The organism is Algoriphagus sp., from assembly GCF_030694375.1.
Lineage (GTDB): Bacteria > Bacteroidota > Bacteroidia > Cytophagales > Cyclobacteriaceae > Algoriphagus.
Genome location: NZ_JAUXYL010000049.1, coordinates 169,453 through 188,558, shown reverse-complemented (window position 1 = coordinate 188,558; position 19,106 = coordinate 169,453). Strand labels below are relative to the sequence as shown.

Here is a 19,106-nt window from a genome sequence, read left to right as displayed (position 1 = left end):
AAGGTTTATACGCAGCTTAAAAACTGATTTCAAAAAAATAACAGACTTTATTATTTCTTTTTGAAATGCTGAATTACATTTGTTTTAATTCATACCTATTCTATAGGATTTATCTAATTAATGTGTTTTATCTCAAGCCTAAACCTAATTATGAAAGCGCTTCTATTTCTTTCACTATCATTTTCCCTCTTTGGAAATAGTGTCTTCTCACAATCCCAAATCAAAGGGAAAATAAACGACAGTTCTGGAGAACCGCTAGCAGGAGCTACAGTCGTACTCAGAGGAACAAATATCTATTCAGTCACTGATGATACCGGAACTTTCATATTAGAATATACCAAATCCTATCCAGTGGTCATTCAAATCAACTTTGTAGGCTTTAAGGAAGTCCAGACGGCGCTGGCAGCGGCTCCTTCAGATCCTTTAGAATTCAACCTACAAGAAGACTTAGAACTCTCCGAAGTCTTGATTACCGCAAGAAGAAGGACTGAAGAAGTACAAAAAGTCCCCATTCCAATTTCAGTTGTCGGTGGACCAAAAATCGAAGAATCAGGTTCATTTAATGTAAACCGAGTGAAGGAACTTGTACCCACTGTTCAACTTTATTCCTCCAACCCAAGAAATACAACGTTAAACATCCGGGGACTTGGATCAACTTTTGGATTGACAAATGATGGAATTGATCCCGGAGTGGGATTCTATGTGGATGGAGTGTATTATGCCAGGCCTGCAGTGACTGCGATGGATTTCATCGATATCGAACAGATCGAAGTACTACGAGGCCCGCAGGGAACACTTTTCGGAAAAAATACCACAGCAGGGGCATTTAATATCACCACACGCCTGCCAAGCTATTCACCCGGAGGAACAGTCGAACTGAGCTATGGAAACTATGGGTTTGTACAAGCCAAAGCTTCCATCACCGGACCTTTATCCAAAAATGTGGCAGGAAGAGCTTCGTTTTCAGGAACCCAGCGAAACGGAATCATTGAAAATATTTCAACCGGTAAATTTATCAATGACCTTAATAATTTCGGCTTCAGAGGACAGCTTCTCTATAATCCTTCCAGCAGGGTAGAAATCATTTTGGCGGCTGATGCTACCAGTCAGCGTCCCGATGGGTACGCCCAAATTGTCGCAGGAGTGGTGGAAACCCAACGTCCCGCCTATCGTCAATTTGAGCAAATCATTGGTGACCTGAATTATTATCTACCATCCAGAAATGCTTTTGACAGAAAAGTGGATCACGATACCCCTTGGCGTTCCAACAATGATTTGGGCGGGATTTCATTGAATGGAGATATTCAATTGGGAGAAGGAACATTGACAAGCACCACAGCTTGGAGATATTGGAACTGGGAGCCATCCAATGACCGTGACTTTACCGGTTTACCAGTCTTGACACTTTCCCAAGCACCGTCCAGACATGAGCAATTTTCCCAGGAAATCAGATACGCTGGAGATCTTTCCAAAAAACTCAGTGGAGTATTCGGTGTCTATTACCTCAGTCAAAACCTGAAAACCACGCCTTTCCATACCGAAGAATCCGGGGCTGCCCAATGGCGATTTTCTCAAAGTTCAACCAGTTCGCTTTGGGCTACACCGGGTCTGCTGGATGGCTACGGGATCCGAACTACCTCCTCGCTTGAATCTGTCGGTGCCGCGGTCTTTGGTCAATTGGATTGGACTATTACAGAAAAACTGCATTTCCTTCCAGGCATCAGATTCAACTATGACAAAAAAGATGTGGACTATGATCGGGTAACTTACGGGGGATTAGAAACTACAGATCCGGCCTTGTTAGCGATCAAAAATTCGGTGTATTCTTCCCAAAGCTTTGCAGCCAGTGTGGAAGATCAAAACTGGTCTGGACAGGCTACGATTGCCTATCAATTCAGTGATAAAGTGAATGCTTTCGGTACTTTTTCTACCAGTTACAAACCGGTAGGAATCAATTTGGGAGGACTCCCAGCAGTATCAGGACAACCTTTGTTGGAATTGGCAGAGGTGAAACCAGAATATGTGGTTCATTACGAAGTGGGTGTAAAGACCAGCCCAACTAAAAGTTCTATCTTGAATTTTGTCTTCCACAATACCAATATTGAGAATTACCAAACGTTGGTTCAAACAGCCGAAGTGGGTGTCAACCGAGGCTATCTGGCCAATGCGGAAAAAGTCAGAGTTCTCGGATTTGAATTGGATGGAAGCATGCGACTCAGTTCCCAATTCTCATTAACCGGTGCAATAGCCTACACTGATGCCATTTATGTTTCATTCCCCAATGCGCCTGTACCTCTGGAAGAAACTGGCGGTGAATCGGCCTTCAAGGATATTTCAGGAGGAAGATTGCCTGGCGTTTCCAAATGGGCGGGATCCATTGGAGGAGAATATTCGAAATCAGCCAAATTTTTCGGTACTGCAGGAAGCTTTTTCTTTGGATCAGATGTTTTCTTCCGATCGGAATTTTCCTCCAGCCCCTCTCCTTCCTTATTCTTAAATGTGGATGGTTATGCCCTGGTCAATGCAAGGATAGGCTACAGAGTTAAAGAAGGTTTTTCGGCATTTATCTGGGCTAGAAATCTCCTAAACAATGATTATTACGAACAACTTCTACCGGCTGCCGGCAACGCAGGTCATTATGCTGCTGTTTTGGGCGATCCTGCTACCCATGGTGTGACACTTAAGTATGCATTCTAAAAGTGAATTTGGGTTTTATTGTTAATGTAAAAACCGGACTGATTACAGTTCGGCTTTTTTTCTTGCCAAAAAAAATCTCCCGATACATTTGACAAATGCTCATCATTTTGAACAATTCACAATTAAATTCTTCTAAAAATTCCGGAAGAACTATTATCAATTTTCTAAAATTTGTTTTGTTTGAAAATCACAAAAACTTAAACCGTTAAAAAATGAAACTTCGAAAGATCTTAATTGTGCTGTTTGTATTTTGTTTTTATCAAACTGGATTTGCACAGGGTAAAGTCTCTAATGACAATGAAAGATGGCAGGTTGGACTTGAAGGGATGCTTGGAGTATCCTTTGGGAATAACTTTTATTCAGTCAATGTGGGCGGCCCGGCCTTGTTTCTTACGCTTTCCAAAGATCTCAAAATCGGAGTTGGTGCTTTACCTTCACTGTATTCCCTCGATGGTAAACTAGGAGCTAGACTCGGCGTGTCGCCTCGAATTGATTACAAAAACTTTGTATTTATCGCCCCTTTTTTCCACCGAGATACAGCGGATGAGTGGATAGGATCAATCGGATTTGGGTATAAATTTCACAGGAAAACAAATTGATTCTATATAAACCAAAAAAGAAATAATCAGGATAAAAGGTGATTAAAAAATGGCCAAATAAAATGTCCGAATACTCAAAATAATGATCAGAATCCCCACTGCTACCATTAAATATTTCGGCTTGATCAACTTACAAATGTAAGCCGCAAATGGTGCTGCAATGATCCCACCCAAAATCAATCCCAGCACCGGAGCCAAACTGAGTTCTTTGACAAAAAACAGAAAAGTGGAAGCACTGGCTAAAGACACAAAAAACTCTACAAAATTACCAGTTCCGATGGCGTAGCGGGCAATTTTCCCTTTGCTTAATAATGTACTGTTGACAATCGGACCCCAACCTCCCCCACCGATAGCATCCGCAAAGCCTCCTGTGGTAGCCAATACCGGAAGGCTTCTGCTCTCCCGATTGAATTTGGATGCATGATGACTTTTTCTGGCTTTTCGCAAAATCACAAAACCCATTACCAAAAGGTAAACGGCAATAACTGGCTTGACCATGTCTCCATCGACATTGGACAATAGAAATGCGCCAATCATCGATCCAATAACTCCGGGAATCAAGAGTTTCTTGGCAAGTTTCCAATCCACATTTCCCATTTTCCAATGAGAAATTCCAGAAGCCAAACTCGTAAAAACCTGTGCAAAATGTACCCAAGCCGAGGCAGCAGCTGGCGGTATCCCAATCCCCAACAGGATCGAATTACAACTCACTCCATACGCCATCCCCAAAGCCCCATCGATACTTTGTGCAACAAATCCCACGAGCAAAAACCAAAGGAACATTTCAGTATCCAACTCCCAGCTTTTGATCGACTGGGTGAGCGTCTGGGTGACCATCAGAAAAAAAATCATTGCGGCAAACGCAAAGAACATGGTCCAAAAAGGCTCATTTCTGAGTCGTAGAATAAGTTTTTGCATGAATCTAATAGGTCGAGAGCATATTTCGCCCCAAAAATAAAACTTAATCTACATTTCCTACCATTTTTATAGGATTAATAAATCTAAACATGAAAACCACGCTCTAGACACTTAAATAAAAGAGATGAACTATTACAAAAAATAACTGAATTTAAACCACACCCAAATACACCGAATCCGACAGCGTACGCTTTTTGGAATAGGGATTTTCCTGACTGAATGCCAGGTAAGCATGCCATGTTTTATTGATGTAATGAGCATCAAGTTTCAAAAGATGCTCCCCGTGTTCTCTGGTACTTCCTATATCAATCCATTCCATGGTGGTATTGTCCAAATCATGAATTACGATAAATGCCCGATCTGAAGGCTTGGCGCTGGAAATCCAGGAATTGTTTCTCCAAGTAAATAGAATCCCCTCTCCTACTTTTTCGGCTTTGGCATCTTCCGGAGGCATCAGCGAACCATGACTCACTTTGATAAGCGCCGGATCGATCTTGTACTCTTTTCCATCGAGCGCAAAACAATTTTTACGGGTATAGGAAACACAGGCATGGTAAGGCAAGCTCGCTCCTACTGTATGCTCTTGGTATCCGAATGCAATTGCTCTTCTGAGGGTTTTCAGATAATGCTGAACCATGGCAAACATCCCCTGCGATCGCTCATTGAGCGGAGATTTTTTCATCCGCTTCTTTTGGGCATTGGTTCGCTTGTTGGGCCTTCTTCTGGAATAGGTAACCCCATTAATTTGATAAAAAATCATGTCTCCCATGGTACCCTGGATTCCATTCAGGAGGGTGTTCGCTACTTTAGCCATAGTTCCTTAAGGTTAAAAGTCTTTCCTAGTTTAACAAATCATAGAATAAATAGCAAGTTTTCAATTAGTTATCAATAATTTAATACTGAGCATAAGGCAGGAAGAATCATTTATAGGATCATTAATACTTGCTTTTGATTTAGTATTACATTGGTTTTGGTTTGGTTTTAATTTTTGAAATCTCAATACCAACCTAGTGAATATTAGCTTGGAGAGGGGGAATTGAAGTAAGGAAGATGGATTTGAAAAAGGAGTAGTCTAAGCATTTTCAGACTTTTCTGAAGGTTTTGATCGGTTAAAAGAAGGCAGTAGAATTACTTCTTTCCAATTCACCTAAAGTATATATTTTAAAGATTGAATTCTTATCTTTAGTTTTCACCTCAACCTCCATTGATAATCCTTAGGAATGAGCCAATCGAATTTTTTGTTTTTGGAATCCGAGTTTCCAATCCTCTTTAACATTGGCCAATCAGCAGAATTTAACCTGCATCAAGATCCGGTAACCTGTATTTTTAAGCTCCGGCAGTTTGGAGAGCGAGTTACCGAATACCTATTCGAGGAGCATCACTTGGACTTTCCTTACGATAACACCTTTCATAATCGGATCAAAACTCTTGAATTGGAAAGGATTATTCCCTCCCAAGTCAATGATCTGCTAAACAGCATCAAACACAAGGGAAATATTGCTGTCCATCAAAACAAAGGATCGCTTAAGGATGCAGAGGAGTTACTTTTCTCTACATTCAAAATTGCGCGTTGGTTTTACCAATCCTATTCCGAGGAGAATGTTGACCTGAACCAAGTCAGATTCAAAGTTCCTGATAAGTTGGATGCGCGACATGCTTTAAATGAACTGGAAAAGCAGTATGCAGAGTTGCAAGCCAGCTTCAATCAACTTTTGGAACAGCGGGAGACTTCTCCCCTTCCCGTAGAAAAACAGGAAGAAATTAAAACCCGATCGCAGCAGGCAGCCAAGAAAATCGAACTATCGGAAGCTGAAACCCGAACGCTGATCGATGAGCAACTTAAGCTTGCAGGTTGGGAAGTAGATACAAATAATCTGAACTTCAAGAAAAATAAAACACTCCCTCAACGGGGAAAAAATCAGGCAATTGCCGAATGGCCCTGCGGAGAAAAATGGGCTGATTATGCTCTTTTCATTGGTTTTGAACTGTATGGGATTGTAGAAGCAAAGAAATACGCTGCTGACATTTCCACAGACCTGCAACAGTCCAAAATATATGCAGAGCGCTTATCGGACAGCCATGAAGCTGTCCTGCTCGGGAAGTGGGGAAACTATTCAGCTCCGTTCCTTTTCTCCACCAATGGCCGCCCTTACCTAGAGCAAATCAAAACCAAATCAGGGGTTTGGTTTCTCGATGTGCGCGATCCTCACGGTAGATCAAGAGCGCTTCAAGGTTGGTACAGCCCTGAGGGTTTGGTTAAGCTTTTTTCCAAAAGCAAAGAGGAATCTGAATCCAAACTCAAAACTGAATCCACCAATTTCCTCGAATTGGATACCGGTCTTGGCCTGAGAAACTACCAAGTGGAAGCGATCTTGGCAGTGGAGAAAAAACTGATCCAACAGCCTGAAGATCGTCGGATTCTGATTACCATGGCCACTGGCACTGGCAAGACCCGAACAATCATTGGACTTTGCTATCGCCTGATCCAATCCAACAGATTCCAGCGGATCCTTTTTCTGGTAGACCGCAAACTCTTGGCTACTCAGGCAATCAATGCCTTCAAAGACAATAAAATCATCGGGTTAAACACCTTCGCTGAGATCTACGACATCAAGGAATTGAAGCAGGTCTCACCTGAGCTGGATACGCGACTCCAGTTTGCGACGGTTCAGGGGATGGTGAAGCGGATATTCTACAATGAGGGCGAGGACATCCCGCCCATCGATCAATACGATTGCATCATTGTGGATGAAGCCCATAGAGGGTATTTGCTGGATCGGGAACTGGATGAGGATGATCTGGAATTCCGGGATCAGCGGGATTATGTCAGCAAATACCGAATGGTGCTGGACTATTTTGATTCCTATGCGATCGGGATGACCGCAACTCCTGCCCTTCATACTACAGAGATCTTTGGTTCCGCGGTCTATACTTATTCCTATCGGGAAGCGGTAATCGACGGATATCTGATCGATCATGATCCTCCCATTCTGATCAAAACCCAACTTAGCGAAGAAGGAATCAAATGGGAAAAGGGCGAAAAACCCAAAGTCTATGACAAGGAAACCAATTCTATTTTGGAATTGGAACAACTGGAGGACGAACTCAAAATAGACATCGCTGGATTCAATAAGCAGGTCATTACTGAAAATTTCAACCGTACGGTCATTCAGCATTTAGTCACGGAGCTCGATCCTGACGGAGATGAAAAGACGCTGATCTTTGCGGCGACAGATGAACATGCAGATAGTGTGGTTCAGTACCTCAAAGAGGAATTTGAGGCGATTGGTGTGGAAGTGGCGGACAATGCCATCCAAAAAATCACAGGCAAATCTTACGATCCCGAAGAGCAAGTCGCACGATTCAAAAACGAAAAGTACCCAAACATTGCCGTCACCGTGGATCTATTGACTACGGGAGTCGATGTGCCATCAATTTGCAATCTGGTATTCCTGAGAAGGATCAAATCCCGCGTCCTTTACGAACAGATGCTGGGCAGGGCCACACGTCGCTGTGATGAGATCGGCAAAGAAGTCTTCCATATCTATGATGCGGTCAAGATCTACGAGACCTTGGAGGATTTTACCCAGATGAAACCTGTGGTGACCAATCCCAAGGCCAGTTTCCAGCAACTCGTGGCCGAACTCGATGAAATTGAAAAAGAAGACCGGCTCAAAAGACAGATCGAGCAAATCATTGCAAAAATCCAACGCAAGAAGAACCTGATCACCAACGAAAAAGAAGATCAATTCCGATACAATTCGAAGGGAGCAGATCCTGAATCATTGGTCCAAAGTCTAAAATCAAATCATCCAAGCCAATCCGTCGAAAAAGTAAAATCATTGACCAGCCTGTGGAAATTTTTGGATGAGCTAAAACCCTTACCTATAGCAACCTTGGTCTCGGAGCATGAAGATACACTCCTCGGAATCGAGCGGGGCTATGGAAAAGCTCAAAAACCAGCGGATTATTTGGATAACTTCGCGCGGTTCATTCAGGAAAACCAAAACCGTATCGAAGCGCTGAAAATCGTGACAAGCCGACCGGCAGAGCTCGATCGGAAGTCTTTGAAAGAATTGCTTCTTGCACTCGATCAGGAAGGCTATAGCACCCAAAAGCTGAAAATTGCCTGGAAAGAAGCCAAAAACGAAGATATCGCCGCGGATATCATTTCCTTTATCCGCACGCTTTCTCTGGGGAGTTCGCTGGTAAGCCATGAAGATCGGATCAAGCGAGCTGTGAATTCGATTCGCTCCATGAAGCTTTGGAACAAGATTCAGCTGAAATGGATCGACCGCTTCGAACTGCAATTGCTGAAAGAATCGATTTTGAGAATAGAAGACTTGGATGCCCCGCCTTTCAATGAAGCAGGGGGATTTGAGCGATTGAATAAATTATTTGAGGATCAGTTGGAGCAGGTGATCGCCCAACTCAACCAAAACCTTTACGCCTAATAAATTACGATGAGTGCTGAGCAAATTGCGAAGAAGCTGTGGGAACTGTGCAATGTCCTCCGGGATGACGGAGTCACCTATCACCAGTATTTGAATGAACTGACCTATATTCTGTTTCTTAGACTTTCGGAAGTCAAGAAGTTTGACCAGGATATTCCGGAGCAGTACCGCTGGACGAGGCTGAAGGAGATCAAAGACAACAAGGAGCTCTTTGATACCTATCGGGATCTATTGGCCAATCTGGGCACACTTTCCTCAAACGAAGCAATTACCGAGATTTACACTAACGCTTCCACTACCCTACGCAAGCCGGTCAATCTGCGTACACTGATCACCAATATTGATCAGATCGACTGGTTTGAAGATACCGAGCAGGACAAGATCGCCAGCATCTACGAGGAACTCCTGGAGAAAAATGCCGGAGAGAAAAAGAGCGGCGCCGGTCAATACTTTACCCCAAGGCCGCTGATCAATGTGATGGTGGAGCTTTTGGCTCCCAAAGTTGGAGAAAAATGGAATGACCCGGCAGCGGGGACATTCGGTTTTATGATCGCAGCAGATGAATACCTGAAGCGAAAGACCGATGACTACTATGCCCTGAGTGCCAAGGAAAAGATGTTCCAAGTCTATGAGGCCTTTTCCGGTTGCGAACTGGTACAGGATGCGCACCGATTGGCTTTGATGAATGCCAAGCTGCACGGACTGGAAAGCAAAATCGCCATGAATGATTCGCTTTCCGAAATCGGCAAATCCTTCAAAAACTACGATGGCGTGCTTGCCAATCCTCCATTTGGTACCAAGCAGGGCGGTGAGCGACCGACTCGCGATGACTTCACCATCAAGACCTCCAACAAGCAGCTGAACTTCCTTATGCATATCTACCGCTCCCTGAGACGGGATACCGGGACAGCACGTGCAGCAGTGGTACTTCCCGACAACGTACTCTTCGAAGACAATGACGGACAAAAGATCCGTCGTGACTTGATGGACAAATGCGATCTGCATACAATTCTCAGACTTCCCACTGGGATTTTCTATGCGGCCGGAGTCAAGACTAATGTGCTCTTCTTCACCCGAAGCAAAAAAGAAGTCGGTACCACGCAACGGGTCTGGATTTATGATATGCGAACCAATGCCCCAAGCTATGGAAAGCGTACTCCTTTCACACGGGAAGCCTTCGCAGACTTTGTCAAAGCTTATACCGGAGGCATCGCGCTGGATGAGGTAAAGGATCAGTATAAGGGAGAAATCGACGAGGCAAAACGCAAAGCCATTCAAGACCCGAGGTGGAATGTCTTTACCCGGGAGCAGATCGCTGCCAAAAACGATTCCCTGGATATCGGCCTGATCGAGGATGAAAACATCAGCAAAAACGCGGACTTGGGAGATCCAATCGCTATTGCCAAGGAAGCCGCTTTGGAATTGGATGCGATTAAAAGAGAATTGGACCAGATAATCGCACTACTGGGATGAGTTTAATTCATAAAGTTTCTGATTTATTCAAAGAACGTAAGGGATCAACTTCAATCCATCCATCTTGGAAGATTATTGAACTTAAAAAAGCTTGCGAAATTCAAAATGGTTTTGCTTTTCAATCCTCTGAATTCAATTCATTAGAAGGAATTCCATTGATTCGGATAAGAGATATTTTAAAGCATAATCCAGAAACCTTTTTTCGGGGATCTTTTAATGATTTCTACATCGTTAGAAAAGGAGATCTTCTAGTGGGAATGGACGGCGATTTTAATCATTCCCTTTGGAAAGGTCCAGATTCGCTTTTAAATCAACGGGTTTGTAGAATCATCCCTAATCAAAAAATCCTTCTTAAAAGATTCCTTTATTACGGATTAGGTGACTATCTAAAGAAGATTAATGAAAACACATCTTCCACAACCGTAAAACATTTATCCTCTAAATCAATAGGAGAAATTCCATTCGCCTTACCTCCCCTCCCCGAACAGCAGCGTATTGTAGCCAAATTGGATGCGGTATTTGGGCATTTGGATAGGTTGAGAGAAAAGCTGGACCGGATACCTGAGTTGCTGAAAAACTTCCGTCAGCAAGTGCTTACACAGGCGGTGACGGGGGAGTTGACTAGAGAGTGGAGAGCTGGGAAGGATTTGGCGGATTGGGAGAAAACTACAATTGGTGATTTATTTGAAGTAAAAACAGGAGGTACCCCACGAAGAGGAGTGAAAGAGTATTACGAAGGGGGAACTATTCCTTGGGTTAAATCAGGACTAGTGAAAAATGAACTGATTTTTGAAGCTGATGAATTCATAACAGAATTAGCAATAAGAGACTCAAATGTTAAGATTTTCCCTATTGATACTCTTTTGGTTGCAATGTATGGTGAAGGCAAAACCAGAGGACAGGTTGGATGGCTAAAAATTAAGGCTACAACCAATCAAGCAATTGCAGCATTAGTAAAAGAAGGCATGCCCAATATTACTCGCACCTACATTTACTATTACTGTTTAAGCCAATACAATGATATTAGAGCCAAAGCCGAAGGAGGAAATCAACCTAATTTGAATTTAGGCAAAATAAAAGAATGGGAAATATCCATACCGCCTATGGAGGAACAGATTCAAATTGTTTCCCGAATAGATTCACTATTCGAGCTATCAAACAAAATCGAATCCCAATACCAAAGCTTAAAAGCCAAGATTGACCAATTGCCACAGGCGGTATTGGCGAAGGCATTTCGGGGGGAGTTGGTCGGGCAGGAAGTGAAAGAGTATGTGAGGGAGGCTGGTGAGGTGCTGATGGCGGCGGAGGCCCGATATAAAATTTGATTCAAAATCAATTAGGTATTATTCAAAGAAACTAATCAAGAATTGAAAATGATTATTTAAGTCGCGACTAAAGAATTAAATTGATTATTCCAACTAAAGACCAGTAAAGAATATGACTTGGATTAAAGATTTTATGGAGTTTTTAAAAGAAAGGTTAAGCAATCCTTTCCTGATGACATTTCTGTTTTTTTGGGTTATTTGGAACTGGCAAGGATTGGTATTTTTTATTTACTCTAAGGATGATATAGTTACAAATCTGCAATACATCAATTCTAATTACGCAGATATATACAGGAATTTAATTTATCCATTAGCTTTTGCAATAGTTTCAATTCTTATATCTAATATATTTTATTTAGGCCTTGAATATCTTACAAACAGTTTTGTTTTAAAAAGAAAAAAAACTCTATTCAGCAGGTTAACAGAAGAATTCAATTCAAAAGAAGACTTAGCAAAAGCTGAAGCCAAATATAATATAGCAAAGACTGAAGCAAGAACAATCGATGAACTTAATAGCAGGATAGGAGAAAGAGAGAAGGAAATAGAAAGTTTTAAAGAGCTAGTCAATGAACTTGAAAGACAAAAAAGTGAATTATCATCTAGCTTAAATTCTGAGAAACAATCCCATTTAGAAACTAAAAACATACTACAACACAATAAAGATGTTGAATTAAAATTAAAAAGATTTATTAATGATTGGTTTGAAATTCAACTTAAAAATGATGAAAAAGAGTATATCTCTCATCAAATACATTCCAATATTATTGACAATGATTTAGTCAAAAAAGCATTTAAAGAACATATGTTTTATGGAGAGTTGAAAAATATAATTGATGAATATTTGGAAAAATCTGATTTATCAAGCTATGATTTTGATAAAAATAAATTTGCTCTTATGTTGGTTGAGAAATTTATTAAAAGCAATGAATAAAGAGCCATCATTTACTTATTCTTTCATTCAAGTCAAGATTGACCAATTGCCACAGGCGGTATTGGCGAAGGCATTTCGGGGTGAATTGGTGGATCAGGAAGTGAAGGAGTATGTGAGGGAGGACGGGTAATTGGGGATGGTGGCGGAGGGTAGCGAAGTGTCCAAGATTAAATAGATTTTGATGAATGGTTTGATTAAATTAACCTATTGCTTAATTTTGACGTGAAAAGAAGGGCAGAACTAATACAGATTTCTGATGATGGCAAAAAAGCCTTTTACTTGGATGAGGACAATTCCGGGGAAATCATGGCATTTTTGCAATCCGATCTAGCAAATTTGAAAAAGTTCAAAACTGCCATCGAGATGATTTTAAACCATCAGGCTCCAAGAGATTTGTATGACAAGGAGAATTTTGAAAAAGGTTGTGAGAAAATTACTGCTATTAAATTGTTTAAAGGGAAGAAAAATCCCAGAATCTACTGTCAGCAGTTTACTGATGGAGACACGGAGCGTTTTGTAATCATTGGGGTGGAACTTCTCGAAAAGAAGAAATCCCAAAAATTGACAGCGACAGAAAAAGCAATTATCAGAAGAGTATCCAAGTACGAGTACGACTTAAACCCTAAATCATGACAGAATCTATCAAAAAAGAATGGGACAACCTATTCAATGAAATTTCCTATGAGGACCGTGTTGCTTCCTTGGCCGATGTTTTGGCTTTGCAATTTCTAGGTTTAGTAGATCAGAAAATGGAGAAAGAAGGAATTTCCAAAAAAGAAATGGCTGAAAAAATTGGTACGTCTGCATCCTTTATCACTCAGCTATTCCGTGGAGATCGAAAACCTAATTGGAATATTCTGGCAAAAATGTCCATGGAGTTAAGTTTGGATTTTAAAGTTTTGACCGAGGAACTTTTCAAAGAAAGAGTTCAGGAAGAGTTGGTGGCTTATCATCAGCGTTGGTCTAAAACTCAGGAATATTTTAAATTAAAAGATCAAGTCACCAGACCTCAACTGGTAATGTCGGTAAGTCATTCAGTTGAGGACGAATATGCTATGGCAGGATGAAGGCAAAATTTTCCCCATTACAATTGTTGGATTTCAAGCTATTGGAATCCCATTATGAATTCATCGTACCCAAGGAGGATGATATTAATGTAAAGGATTTGTTCCAATCTTATGTTGTGGACATTGATTTCGGAATAGGCAAGTCCGACATTGAAGGTGAAATCCAGCTTTTCACCAAAATAGAAGTAAATAAAGCCAAAAGGAAAACGCTTCCAGGCTACAAACTGATGGTGGAAGGTGGCGGAACTTTCAGGATCCAAGATCCAGTAAATGTGGAAGAAGGCTTGCGGAATAACCTAAGCCAGTTTTCAACCCTAAACATGATGATCAATAACCTCAGGAACATCATGTATCAGATAACCAACCTTGGCCCTATGGGAGGGTATTTATTGCCGCCGATTGATATTACGCAGTTATTGAGGGATAAGGCGGCTAAAACAGAGAAAGAAACCTAACAATTTCTAAAAAACTTGGTTGACGACCCATGGGGAAAAACAAAAAAGGAAGTCAGGAATGGAAAGAATATAGAATTTCAATTCTCGAAGAGAAAGCGAAAAGTGATGATGATTTTGAGAAATATATAACTTTCATTTCCTCAGGGGCGCTAATTATCACAATAACTTTTGTAGAGAAAATAAGTCCTTTAGAGCAATCCATTCATAAGTGGATTTTAATATCTGGATGGGGTTTTCTTGCTTCAACTTTATTAATTAACTTAATCTCTCATTACCTCTCAAGTAGGTTTAATGAAAAAACAATTCAGAATTTGGATGAAAAAATGCCATTTGAAAAACTGATTTGTAAAATCAAAGAGAGAAATAAAGTTATTTCAACTTTAAACGTTATATCAATTATTTCACTTGGTATAGGGATAATTAGTATTTTACTCTTTGCAGCAATAAATGCATATAATCATGGCTAAAGAACATCGACCACAACCAATAAACAAACCAGCTAATCCAGACAGAGGAAGTAAAGGCAGAACAATCCCCACTCCTCCTTCTTCTAAACCAGCACCTCCCAAAAAGTAGCTAAAAAGCTTCTTTTATTTGACACTCATATTCCCCCCACTTCTTCACAGGAAGCCTGCTTCCAGCTTTCAGCACACGGTGGATAAAATCGTCGCAATCTGACTCCGAGAGTTGCCCATTTTTGACTGCTTGGCAGAGAAAATCCATGGTGGTCAGGTAGGTGATTTGATGCAGATTGCAGTAGCGGGCCGTGTCTTTTAGATTGCTACTTGCCAGGATATCTTTGGAAAAGCGGACTACTGCGAGACAGGCTGATTCCCCGTCACCTTTGAACATCAGTTTTTTAATGTGGAGATATTCCTTTTTGATTTCAGGTTGGTCTTCGGGAAAAGGAATTTGCCCGATCAGTTTGAAGTTGAGGAGATTATCCACTTCAGTTTTCCTGCCCGGCATGCGGGAAATTTCGGCGTAGACTTTATTAAGAATTTTGATGGGATAAGGGAAAATATGTGGAAGCAGGGTGATTTGCCCACCTAAAATAAAGTGAGAAAGGACGTCCGCATCTATGAGAATGATTCTTTCAGTCTTCTTCTCTCCCATTGCTTCCTAATTCTGATAAGTCAACTCCGAGATCCTCTAAAAGACTGAAATAATGAGATTCTGAAATGTTTTCCTTTTCATATAATCTCCTCGCCAGATTTCCATAATCCCCAATGACTTCACTCAACTCATCTTTTTCATAAAGTTTCGTAGGCATTCCATGCTTCATGGCCCCGGCTCGAATGTTTTCTTTGTACGCTTCTGCCTCTGCTTTGTCGACAAGCTTAAGTTCAAATAACCGGTTTAGCAGGGCTCTTCTTGAGCAGGAAAAGTATTGCTCTATCGTTAAAATAGTGGAAAGGCTAACTTTTGATTTTGCCAGTTCAATATCTGGCACCATAGCCAAAATTCCTTCTTCCGGGATTAAAAATTTGGCGGCGAATATATCTGCATTGAATTCCTCCTTATCTCTCTTATTGAATAAACCGACGTGACAAATTTGGGATTCAAAATTTTGCTGGATAAACAGGTGGTAAAGTTCATGGCAAATCGTGAAATGCTGATGTCCAAGTGTTCTGGCCGTATTGATCAGCATAAAACGATTGTTATCGCCTACCTTAATCGCCATGCCGGAAATATCCATCTCTAAAGGCCTAAAGACGGCCAATACTCCGAGTTTGCGCAACAGACTTTTTAAATGAATGCTTTCTTTATTGCTATACCCATTTTTAGTTCGAAACTCTGCTGCATATTTTTCAAGAACTAGCTGGTTCATTTTCCAAAAGAGATTTCATGCTGATATAATTCCGGACGATCTTTTTGAATTTAGCTATTTGTTCCAGATCCGAAGGTTTGATGTTTTCAGCCCTAAACGCGAGTGCTAGATTCACTTTTGCCAAATCAAGATTCTCTTCATAAAAATCATATTCATCTACACCATAAAGATTTGCCAAAGGCGACATGAGAGTAGAAGGAATTGACCTAATCCCTGTCTCATAATAGCTCAATTCCTCCCGGTTGATTTGGAGGTATTCAGCCACTTGCTCTTGGGTGAAGCCAAGCTTTTTTCGAAGGTTTTGTAAATTTTTCCCGATGATGTTGTCCTGATTCATAATGGGTTTGGTTAAAAAATATTGTTACAAAGTTACAGAGTTACAGAAATAATAAAAATAATTGTAACAGATAACACGTTTTGAGTTGTTAAAATTGGTTGACATGATCCATTATTTTAAATATGTTTGTCAACCGAAAATACTTTTGTTAATAAATTCTTAAAAATAAGAAAGGTGAAATACTTTGCCGAACGCCTCAAATCAGCACGCCTGATGAATGGAATTTCCTTACAAGCCTTGGCTGACAAAATTGATAACCGTGTTACTAAACAGTCACTAAGTAAATACGAGCATGGCCAGATGGTTCCGGATAGTGAGAAGATTGGAATTCTATCCAAAGCTCTTGGTGTGAGGCCTGATTATTTCTTTTCTACAAAAGTTTTGGAAATAAATGTTGAAGAACATTCCAAAATGAACTTGTTCCCAGCAAAGGAGCGAACACGAATCGTGGAAATCGCAAAAGATGAACTGGGCAGATACTTGGAACTCGAGCAGATTCTGGGGATAGAGACTCGGTTTGAAAATCCGATTTCCCATATTTCCATCAGCTCTCAGCAGGACATAGAAGAGGCGGCGCAGACTTTAAGGAATCATTGGGGATTAGGCACCGGACCGCTTTCCAACTTGATTGAGCTTCTGGAAGACCATCATGTGAAGGTCTTGGAGATCGAATCCACTGAGGAATTTGACGGCTTTTCCACTTGGGTGAATGGCAAAAACATTCCTTTGATCGTACTCAATAAGGCAAAGCTTAATGAAGCCCCGGATCGAAAGCGATTTACCGCTTTACATGAGTTAGCGCATTTGCTTTTGGAAGTAAATCATCATCCTGAAAAAGAGAAGGAGAAGTTTTGCCATGCCTTTGCGACTGCCATGCTGATTCCTGCAGATACTTTAAAAAATGAATTGGGGGGAAAAAGAAGCAAACTTTCTTTTAACGAGCTGGGCGCTATCAAGCAACAATATGGAATTTCTATGCAAGCCTTCGTCTTTCGTGCCAAGAATGTAGGCCTGATATCCGATAATTACTTCAGGCAGTTTTATGCCATTTTCAACCAACTCGGTTACCGAAAAAACGAGCCCGTAGCCTATGAAGGTTCGGAGCATTCCAACCGTTTTTCACAATTGTTATTTCGGGCCTTGGCGGAGGACTTTATCTCCATGAGCAAGGCCGCTGCACTTAAAAATCAGAAACTGGCTGAATTCAGAAAGGAAAATATGGTGATTTGATAAGGTTTGCTCCCACTATTGGTTTTTAACCAAAGCCTAAATTTATGTTTGGATACTTTTTTAATAAGAGTTCAGGAAGAGTTATGACGGGAATACCCAGGATTTCACAGATAGCTGGGATCTTTTTGAAAAGTTTTAAGTCATTTGCTGCGGCGGTTTCTTCCGTAACAAGGTAAGTTTCTTCATCGGGATGGTCCATTATCAGATGTTGGCAATACAAAATCAGCTTTGCATCAGCAGATTCCATAAATTCCTTTTTCTTGACTTCAAATTCTGCTTCATTTAGCCTCTTTAGCTGTCCTTGAATGGCAAATTGGTTGCCGAGCATATTCATAAACTTTCCTGGGGCTAGTGGCAGCAATTCATCAGTTTTGACGATGATCTTGTACTCCTTTAAAAAGCCTTTGTCTGACAAGTAATCGAGTTTTTTGAGAATGATCCCTTTTGATTGGTATTTGATTTCCTCATATACAGCATCAAGCAATATAAATTCTCCAGTTGAAATTTTATTCCTGATTTCTTCAAATAAAAATCCACTCTTATCTAACGGCAGGTAGTTCCGAACCAAACTCAATAATGAACTGGTATCGATAAGGACCCTCATCTCAGGTATTTTTCGAGTTGCTCCGGCTTGAGGTGAAGTGTTTTGCAGAGTTCATATTCATTGATCACTCCATCAAAAAATGCGGTCTGGATAGCAGAGACAAACAAAGGGGACTGGATGGGCTTTGCCTGGGCTCCCATACTAGGCTTACCCATTTCCTTCTCAAGTTCTCTTTTCTTTTTTTCAAGATCTTTCCTTGCCTGGATCGTATCCTCTTGTTCTTTTCTCATTTTCCCATAAACAGCACCACTCATTTTACCCTTTTTGACGAGATAGGTGAGAATTGCTGTAAAGCTCAGATGGGTGGCATCGGAAATGGTTTTGATTTCTTCGAATGAATAATTTTTGAACTTTCCAATCTCCGGTAGTTGATCCAGTTCATTCAGCTTATCCCCTGCCAGAAAGGCAAAGGCGAACGTATTGCACCAAGTCTCTACTTTGGAAATAGATCCTGTAGCCAAGCGATCGTAATCCATAGACTCGACTTCCTCCTGATTGAGCAAGTAGTGTCCAAGTTCATGTGCCAACGTAAAAATTTCCCGCTTGAAATAATCCTGATTTCTCCGAAGAACGATGACGTTTGGCTGCAAGTAGAAGCCATCAATATTGACTTTTTGCTTCAAGTTAGGACTTTCTACAAACTCGAAGACCAAAATATTGGCGGCTGCAAATTTGTCAATCAGCGCCTCCAAGAATTTTTTTGAGTCTTTTGGTACCTTCGGGTAGAGGGTTTCGCGAACGGTCTTGGCTACCTCCATAGCTTCCTGATCTATGGAATAAATGGGGAGTATCCGGTCCATCTTCAAATCTGACATCTTAGCCAAACCAGACAAGGAGAGTTTCATCTCCTCGAATTGAGTGACAATCTTTTTCGAAGCGAGATTAAGATTTGCTCCAAACTTTTCCTTTCTAAAAAAAATACTGGATTCCTTGGATTGGATTGGAGGGGCTGGGTCCAAATAATAAGACAACCCTTTACTGAAAATCTTATCGATTCTTTTCAGGTGATTGATCTGAATTTCCGGTTGGAAAATTTTCTTCCAATCCAACTTATCCTTTAATCCTTCGCTCACTAAGTCCAAAAACTCATTCTTCTCCAGTCTAAACTGACGAATGAGCTGTTCAATTCGGGCAATATTGTACGGAGTAGTAGTCAATGCTTTGGACTTATTTTAAAATAGCAAC

At 41.0% G+C, this 19,106-nt stretch carries 19 protein-coding genes; 12 read left to right on the top strand and 7 right to left on the bottom strand.

Features of this window, described 5'->3' with window-relative positions; translation table 11 throughout:
- The first annotated feature begins 150 nt into the window (after positions 1-150).
- A complete protein-coding gene (locus tag Q8M62_RS20995) occupies positions 151-2,697 on the top strand; it encodes a TonB-dependent receptor (RefSeq protein WP_304900181.1) in 2,547 nt (848 codons plus the stop codon).
- A 212-nt stretch (positions 2,698-2,909) separates the two neighbouring features.
- A complete protein-coding gene (locus Q8M62_RS20990) occupies positions 2,910-3,296 on the top strand; it encodes a hypothetical protein (RefSeq protein ID WP_304900180.1) in 387 nt (128 codons plus the stop codon).
- A gap of 42 nt (positions 3,297-3,338) precedes the next feature.
- Here the strand turns inward: Q8M62_RS20990 and Q8M62_RS20985 are convergent, their stop codons facing one another.
- Both Q8M62_RS20985 and Q8M62_RS20980 read right to left on the bottom strand, forming a co-directional pair.
- Complete coding sequence (locus tag Q8M62_RS20985) at positions 3,339-4,214, bottom strand: sulfite exporter TauE/SafE family protein (protein WP_304900179.1); 876 nt, start codon at positions 4,212-4,214, stop codon at positions 3,339-3,341.
- Positions 4,215-4,365: 151 nt separating this feature from the next.
- Positions 4,366-5,028 (bottom strand): DUF6266 family protein, encoded by a 663-nt coding sequence (locus Q8M62_RS20980; RefSeq protein ID WP_304900178.1) that lies wholly within the window; start codon positions 5,026-5,028, stop codon positions 4,366-4,368.
- A 406-nt stretch (positions 5,029-5,434) separates the two neighbouring features.
- Between Q8M62_RS20980 and hsdR the strand changes: the two genes are divergently transcribed.
- From hsdR to Q8M62_RS20935, 9 genes are all read left to right on the top strand, one after another.
- Positions 5,435-8,668 (top strand): type I restriction-modification system endonuclease, encoded by a 3,234-nt coding sequence (gene hsdR / locus Q8M62_RS20975; RefSeq protein ID WP_304900177.1) that lies wholly within the window; start codon positions 5,435-5,437, stop codon positions 8,666-8,668.
- Positions 8,669-8,677: 9 nt separating this feature from the next.
- Entirely contained in the window at positions 8,678-10,141 is a 1,464-nt protein-coding gene (locus Q8M62_RS20970) for an N-6 DNA methylase (protein ID WP_304900176.1), read from the top strand.
- A complete protein-coding gene (locus Q8M62_RS20965) occupies positions 10,138-11,466 on the top strand; it encodes a restriction endonuclease subunit S (protein WP_304900175.1) in 1,329 nt (442 codons plus the stop codon). The genes Q8M62_RS20970 and Q8M62_RS20965 overlap by 4 nt, the downstream gene beginning before the upstream one ends.
- A 112-nt stretch (positions 11,467-11,578) precedes the next feature.
- Positions 11,579-12,397, top strand: coding sequence for a hypothetical protein (locus tag Q8M62_RS20960; RefSeq protein ID WP_304900174.1), 819 nt, complete (start codon positions 11,579-11,581; stop codon positions 12,395-12,397).
- Positions 12,390-12,527, top strand: coding sequence for a hypothetical protein (locus tag Q8M62_RS20955; protein ID WP_304900173.1), 138 nt, complete (start codon positions 12,390-12,392; stop codon positions 12,525-12,527). Before Q8M62_RS20960 ends, Q8M62_RS20955 begins: the two co-directional genes overlap by 8 nt.
- 77 nt (positions 12,528-12,604) lie before the next feature.
- Positions 12,605-13,030, top strand: a complete 426-nt coding sequence (locus tag Q8M62_RS20950) for a hypothetical protein (RefSeq protein WP_304900172.1) — start codon at positions 12,605-12,607, stop codon at positions 13,028-13,030.
- Positions 13,027-13,464 carry a helix-turn-helix transcriptional regulator gene (locus Q8M62_RS20945; RefSeq protein WP_304900171.1) on the top strand — a complete coding sequence of 146 codons (438 nt, stop codon included), beginning with the start codon at positions 13,027-13,029 and terminating at the stop codon, positions 13,462-13,464. The genes Q8M62_RS20950 and Q8M62_RS20945 overlap by 4 nt, the downstream gene beginning before the upstream one ends.
- Positions 13,465-13,487: 23 nt before the next feature.
- On the top strand, positions 13,488-13,919 hold the full coding sequence (locus Q8M62_RS20940; protein ID WP_304900170.1) for a preprotein translocase subunit SecB: 432 nt from the start codon (positions 13,488-13,490) through the stop codon (positions 13,917-13,919).
- A 29-nt stretch (positions 13,920-13,948) separates the two neighbouring features.
- Positions 13,949-14,386 (top strand): hypothetical protein, encoded by a 438-nt coding sequence (locus Q8M62_RS20935; RefSeq protein WP_304900169.1) that lies wholly within the window; start codon positions 13,949-13,951, stop codon positions 14,384-14,386.
- Positions 14,387-14,495: 109 nt separating this feature from the next.
- Here the strand turns inward: Q8M62_RS20935 and Q8M62_RS20930 are convergent, their stop codons facing one another.
- Genes Q8M62_RS20930 through Q8M62_RS20920 form a run of 3 tightly spaced genes read right to left on the bottom strand, consistent with a single transcriptional unit; the run spans position 14,496 to position 16,087 of the window.
- Entirely contained in the window at positions 14,496-15,035 is a 540-nt protein-coding gene (locus Q8M62_RS20930; RefSeq protein ID WP_304900168.1) for a hypothetical protein, read from the bottom strand.
- On the bottom strand, positions 15,016-15,750 hold the full coding sequence (locus Q8M62_RS20925; RefSeq protein WP_304900167.1) for an ImmA/IrrE family metallo-endopeptidase: 735 nt from the start codon (positions 15,748-15,750) through the stop codon (positions 15,016-15,018). Before Q8M62_RS20925 ends, Q8M62_RS20930 begins: the two co-directional genes overlap by 20 nt.
- A complete protein-coding gene (locus Q8M62_RS20920; protein ID WP_304900166.1) occupies positions 15,731-16,087 on the bottom strand; it encodes a helix-turn-helix domain-containing protein in 357 nt (118 codons plus the stop codon). The genes Q8M62_RS20925 and Q8M62_RS20920 overlap by 20 nt, the downstream gene beginning before the upstream one ends.
- A gap of 174 nt (positions 16,088-16,261) precedes the next feature.
- Between Q8M62_RS20920 and Q8M62_RS20915 the strand changes: the two genes are divergently transcribed.
- Entirely contained in the window at positions 16,262-17,317 is a 1,056-nt protein-coding gene (locus Q8M62_RS20915) for an XRE family transcriptional regulator (protein WP_304900165.1), read from the top strand.
- A 25-nt stretch (positions 17,318-17,342) separates the two neighbouring features.
- Here Q8M62_RS20915 and Q8M62_RS20910 read toward each other — a convergent pair whose 3' ends face one another.
- Entirely contained in the window at positions 17,343-17,885 is a 543-nt protein-coding gene (locus Q8M62_RS20910; RefSeq protein ID WP_370690541.1) for a DUF4411 family protein, read from the bottom strand.
- A 32-nt stretch (positions 17,886-17,917) separates the two neighbouring features.
- Positions 17,918-19,078, bottom strand: a complete 1,161-nt coding sequence (locus tag Q8M62_RS20905) for an ImmA/IrrE family metallo-endopeptidase (protein ID WP_304900163.1) — start codon at positions 19,076-19,078, stop codon at positions 17,918-17,920.
- Positions 19,079-19,106 lie beyond the last annotated feature (28 nt).

Excerpts from the sequence above, each read along its gene's own strand:
- Q8M62_RS20995 (WP_304900181.1), top strand. The coding sequence starts at position 151 with ATGAAAGCGCTTCTATTTCTTTCACTATCATTTTCCCTCTTTGGAAAT.
- Q8M62_RS20990 (WP_304900180.1), top strand. The coding sequence starts at position 2,910 with ATGAAACTTCGAAAGATCTTAATTGTGCTGTTTGTATTTTGTTTTTAT.
- Q8M62_RS20985 (WP_304900179.1), bottom strand. The coding sequence starts at position 4,214 with ATGCAAAAACTTATTCTACGACTCAGAAATGAGCCTTTTTGGACCATG.
- Q8M62_RS20980 (WP_304900178.1), bottom strand. The coding sequence starts at position 5,028 with ATGGCTAAAGTAGCGAACACCCTCCTGAATGGAATCCAGGGTACCATG.
- hsdR (WP_304900177.1), top strand. The coding sequence starts at position 5,435 with ATGAGCCAATCGAATTTTTTGTTTTTGGAATCCGAGTTTCCAATCCTC.
- Q8M62_RS20970 (WP_304900176.1), top strand. The coding sequence starts at position 8,678 with ATGAGTGCTGAGCAAATTGCGAAGAAGCTGTGGGAACTGTGCAATGTC.
- Q8M62_RS20965 (WP_304900175.1), top strand. The coding sequence starts at position 10,138 with ATGAGTTTAATTCATAAAGTTTCTGATTTATTCAAAGAACGTAAGGGA.
- Q8M62_RS20960 (WP_304900174.1), top strand. The coding sequence starts at position 11,579 with ATGACTTGGATTAAAGATTTTATGGAGTTTTTAAAAGAAAGGTTAAGC.
- Q8M62_RS20955 (WP_304900173.1), top strand. The coding sequence starts at position 12,390 with ATGAATAAAGAGCCATCATTTACTTATTCTTTCATTCAAGTCAAGATT.
- Q8M62_RS20945 (WP_304900171.1), top strand. The coding sequence starts at position 13,027 with ATGACAGAATCTATCAAAAAAGAATGGGACAACCTATTCAATGAAATT.
- Q8M62_RS20935 (WP_304900169.1), top strand. The coding sequence starts at position 13,949 with ATGGGGAAAAACAAAAAAGGAAGTCAGGAATGGAAAGAATATAGAATT.
- Q8M62_RS20930 (WP_304900168.1), bottom strand. The coding sequence starts at position 15,035 with ATGGGAGAGAAGAAGACTGAAAGAATCATTCTCATAGATGCGGACGTC.
- Q8M62_RS20925 (WP_304900167.1), bottom strand. The coding sequence starts at position 15,750 with ATGAACCAGCTAGTTCTTGAAAAATATGCAGCAGAGTTTCGAACTAAA.
- Q8M62_RS20920 (WP_304900166.1), bottom strand. The coding sequence starts at position 16,087 with ATGAATCAGGACAACATCATCGGGAAAAATTTACAAAACCTTCGAAAA.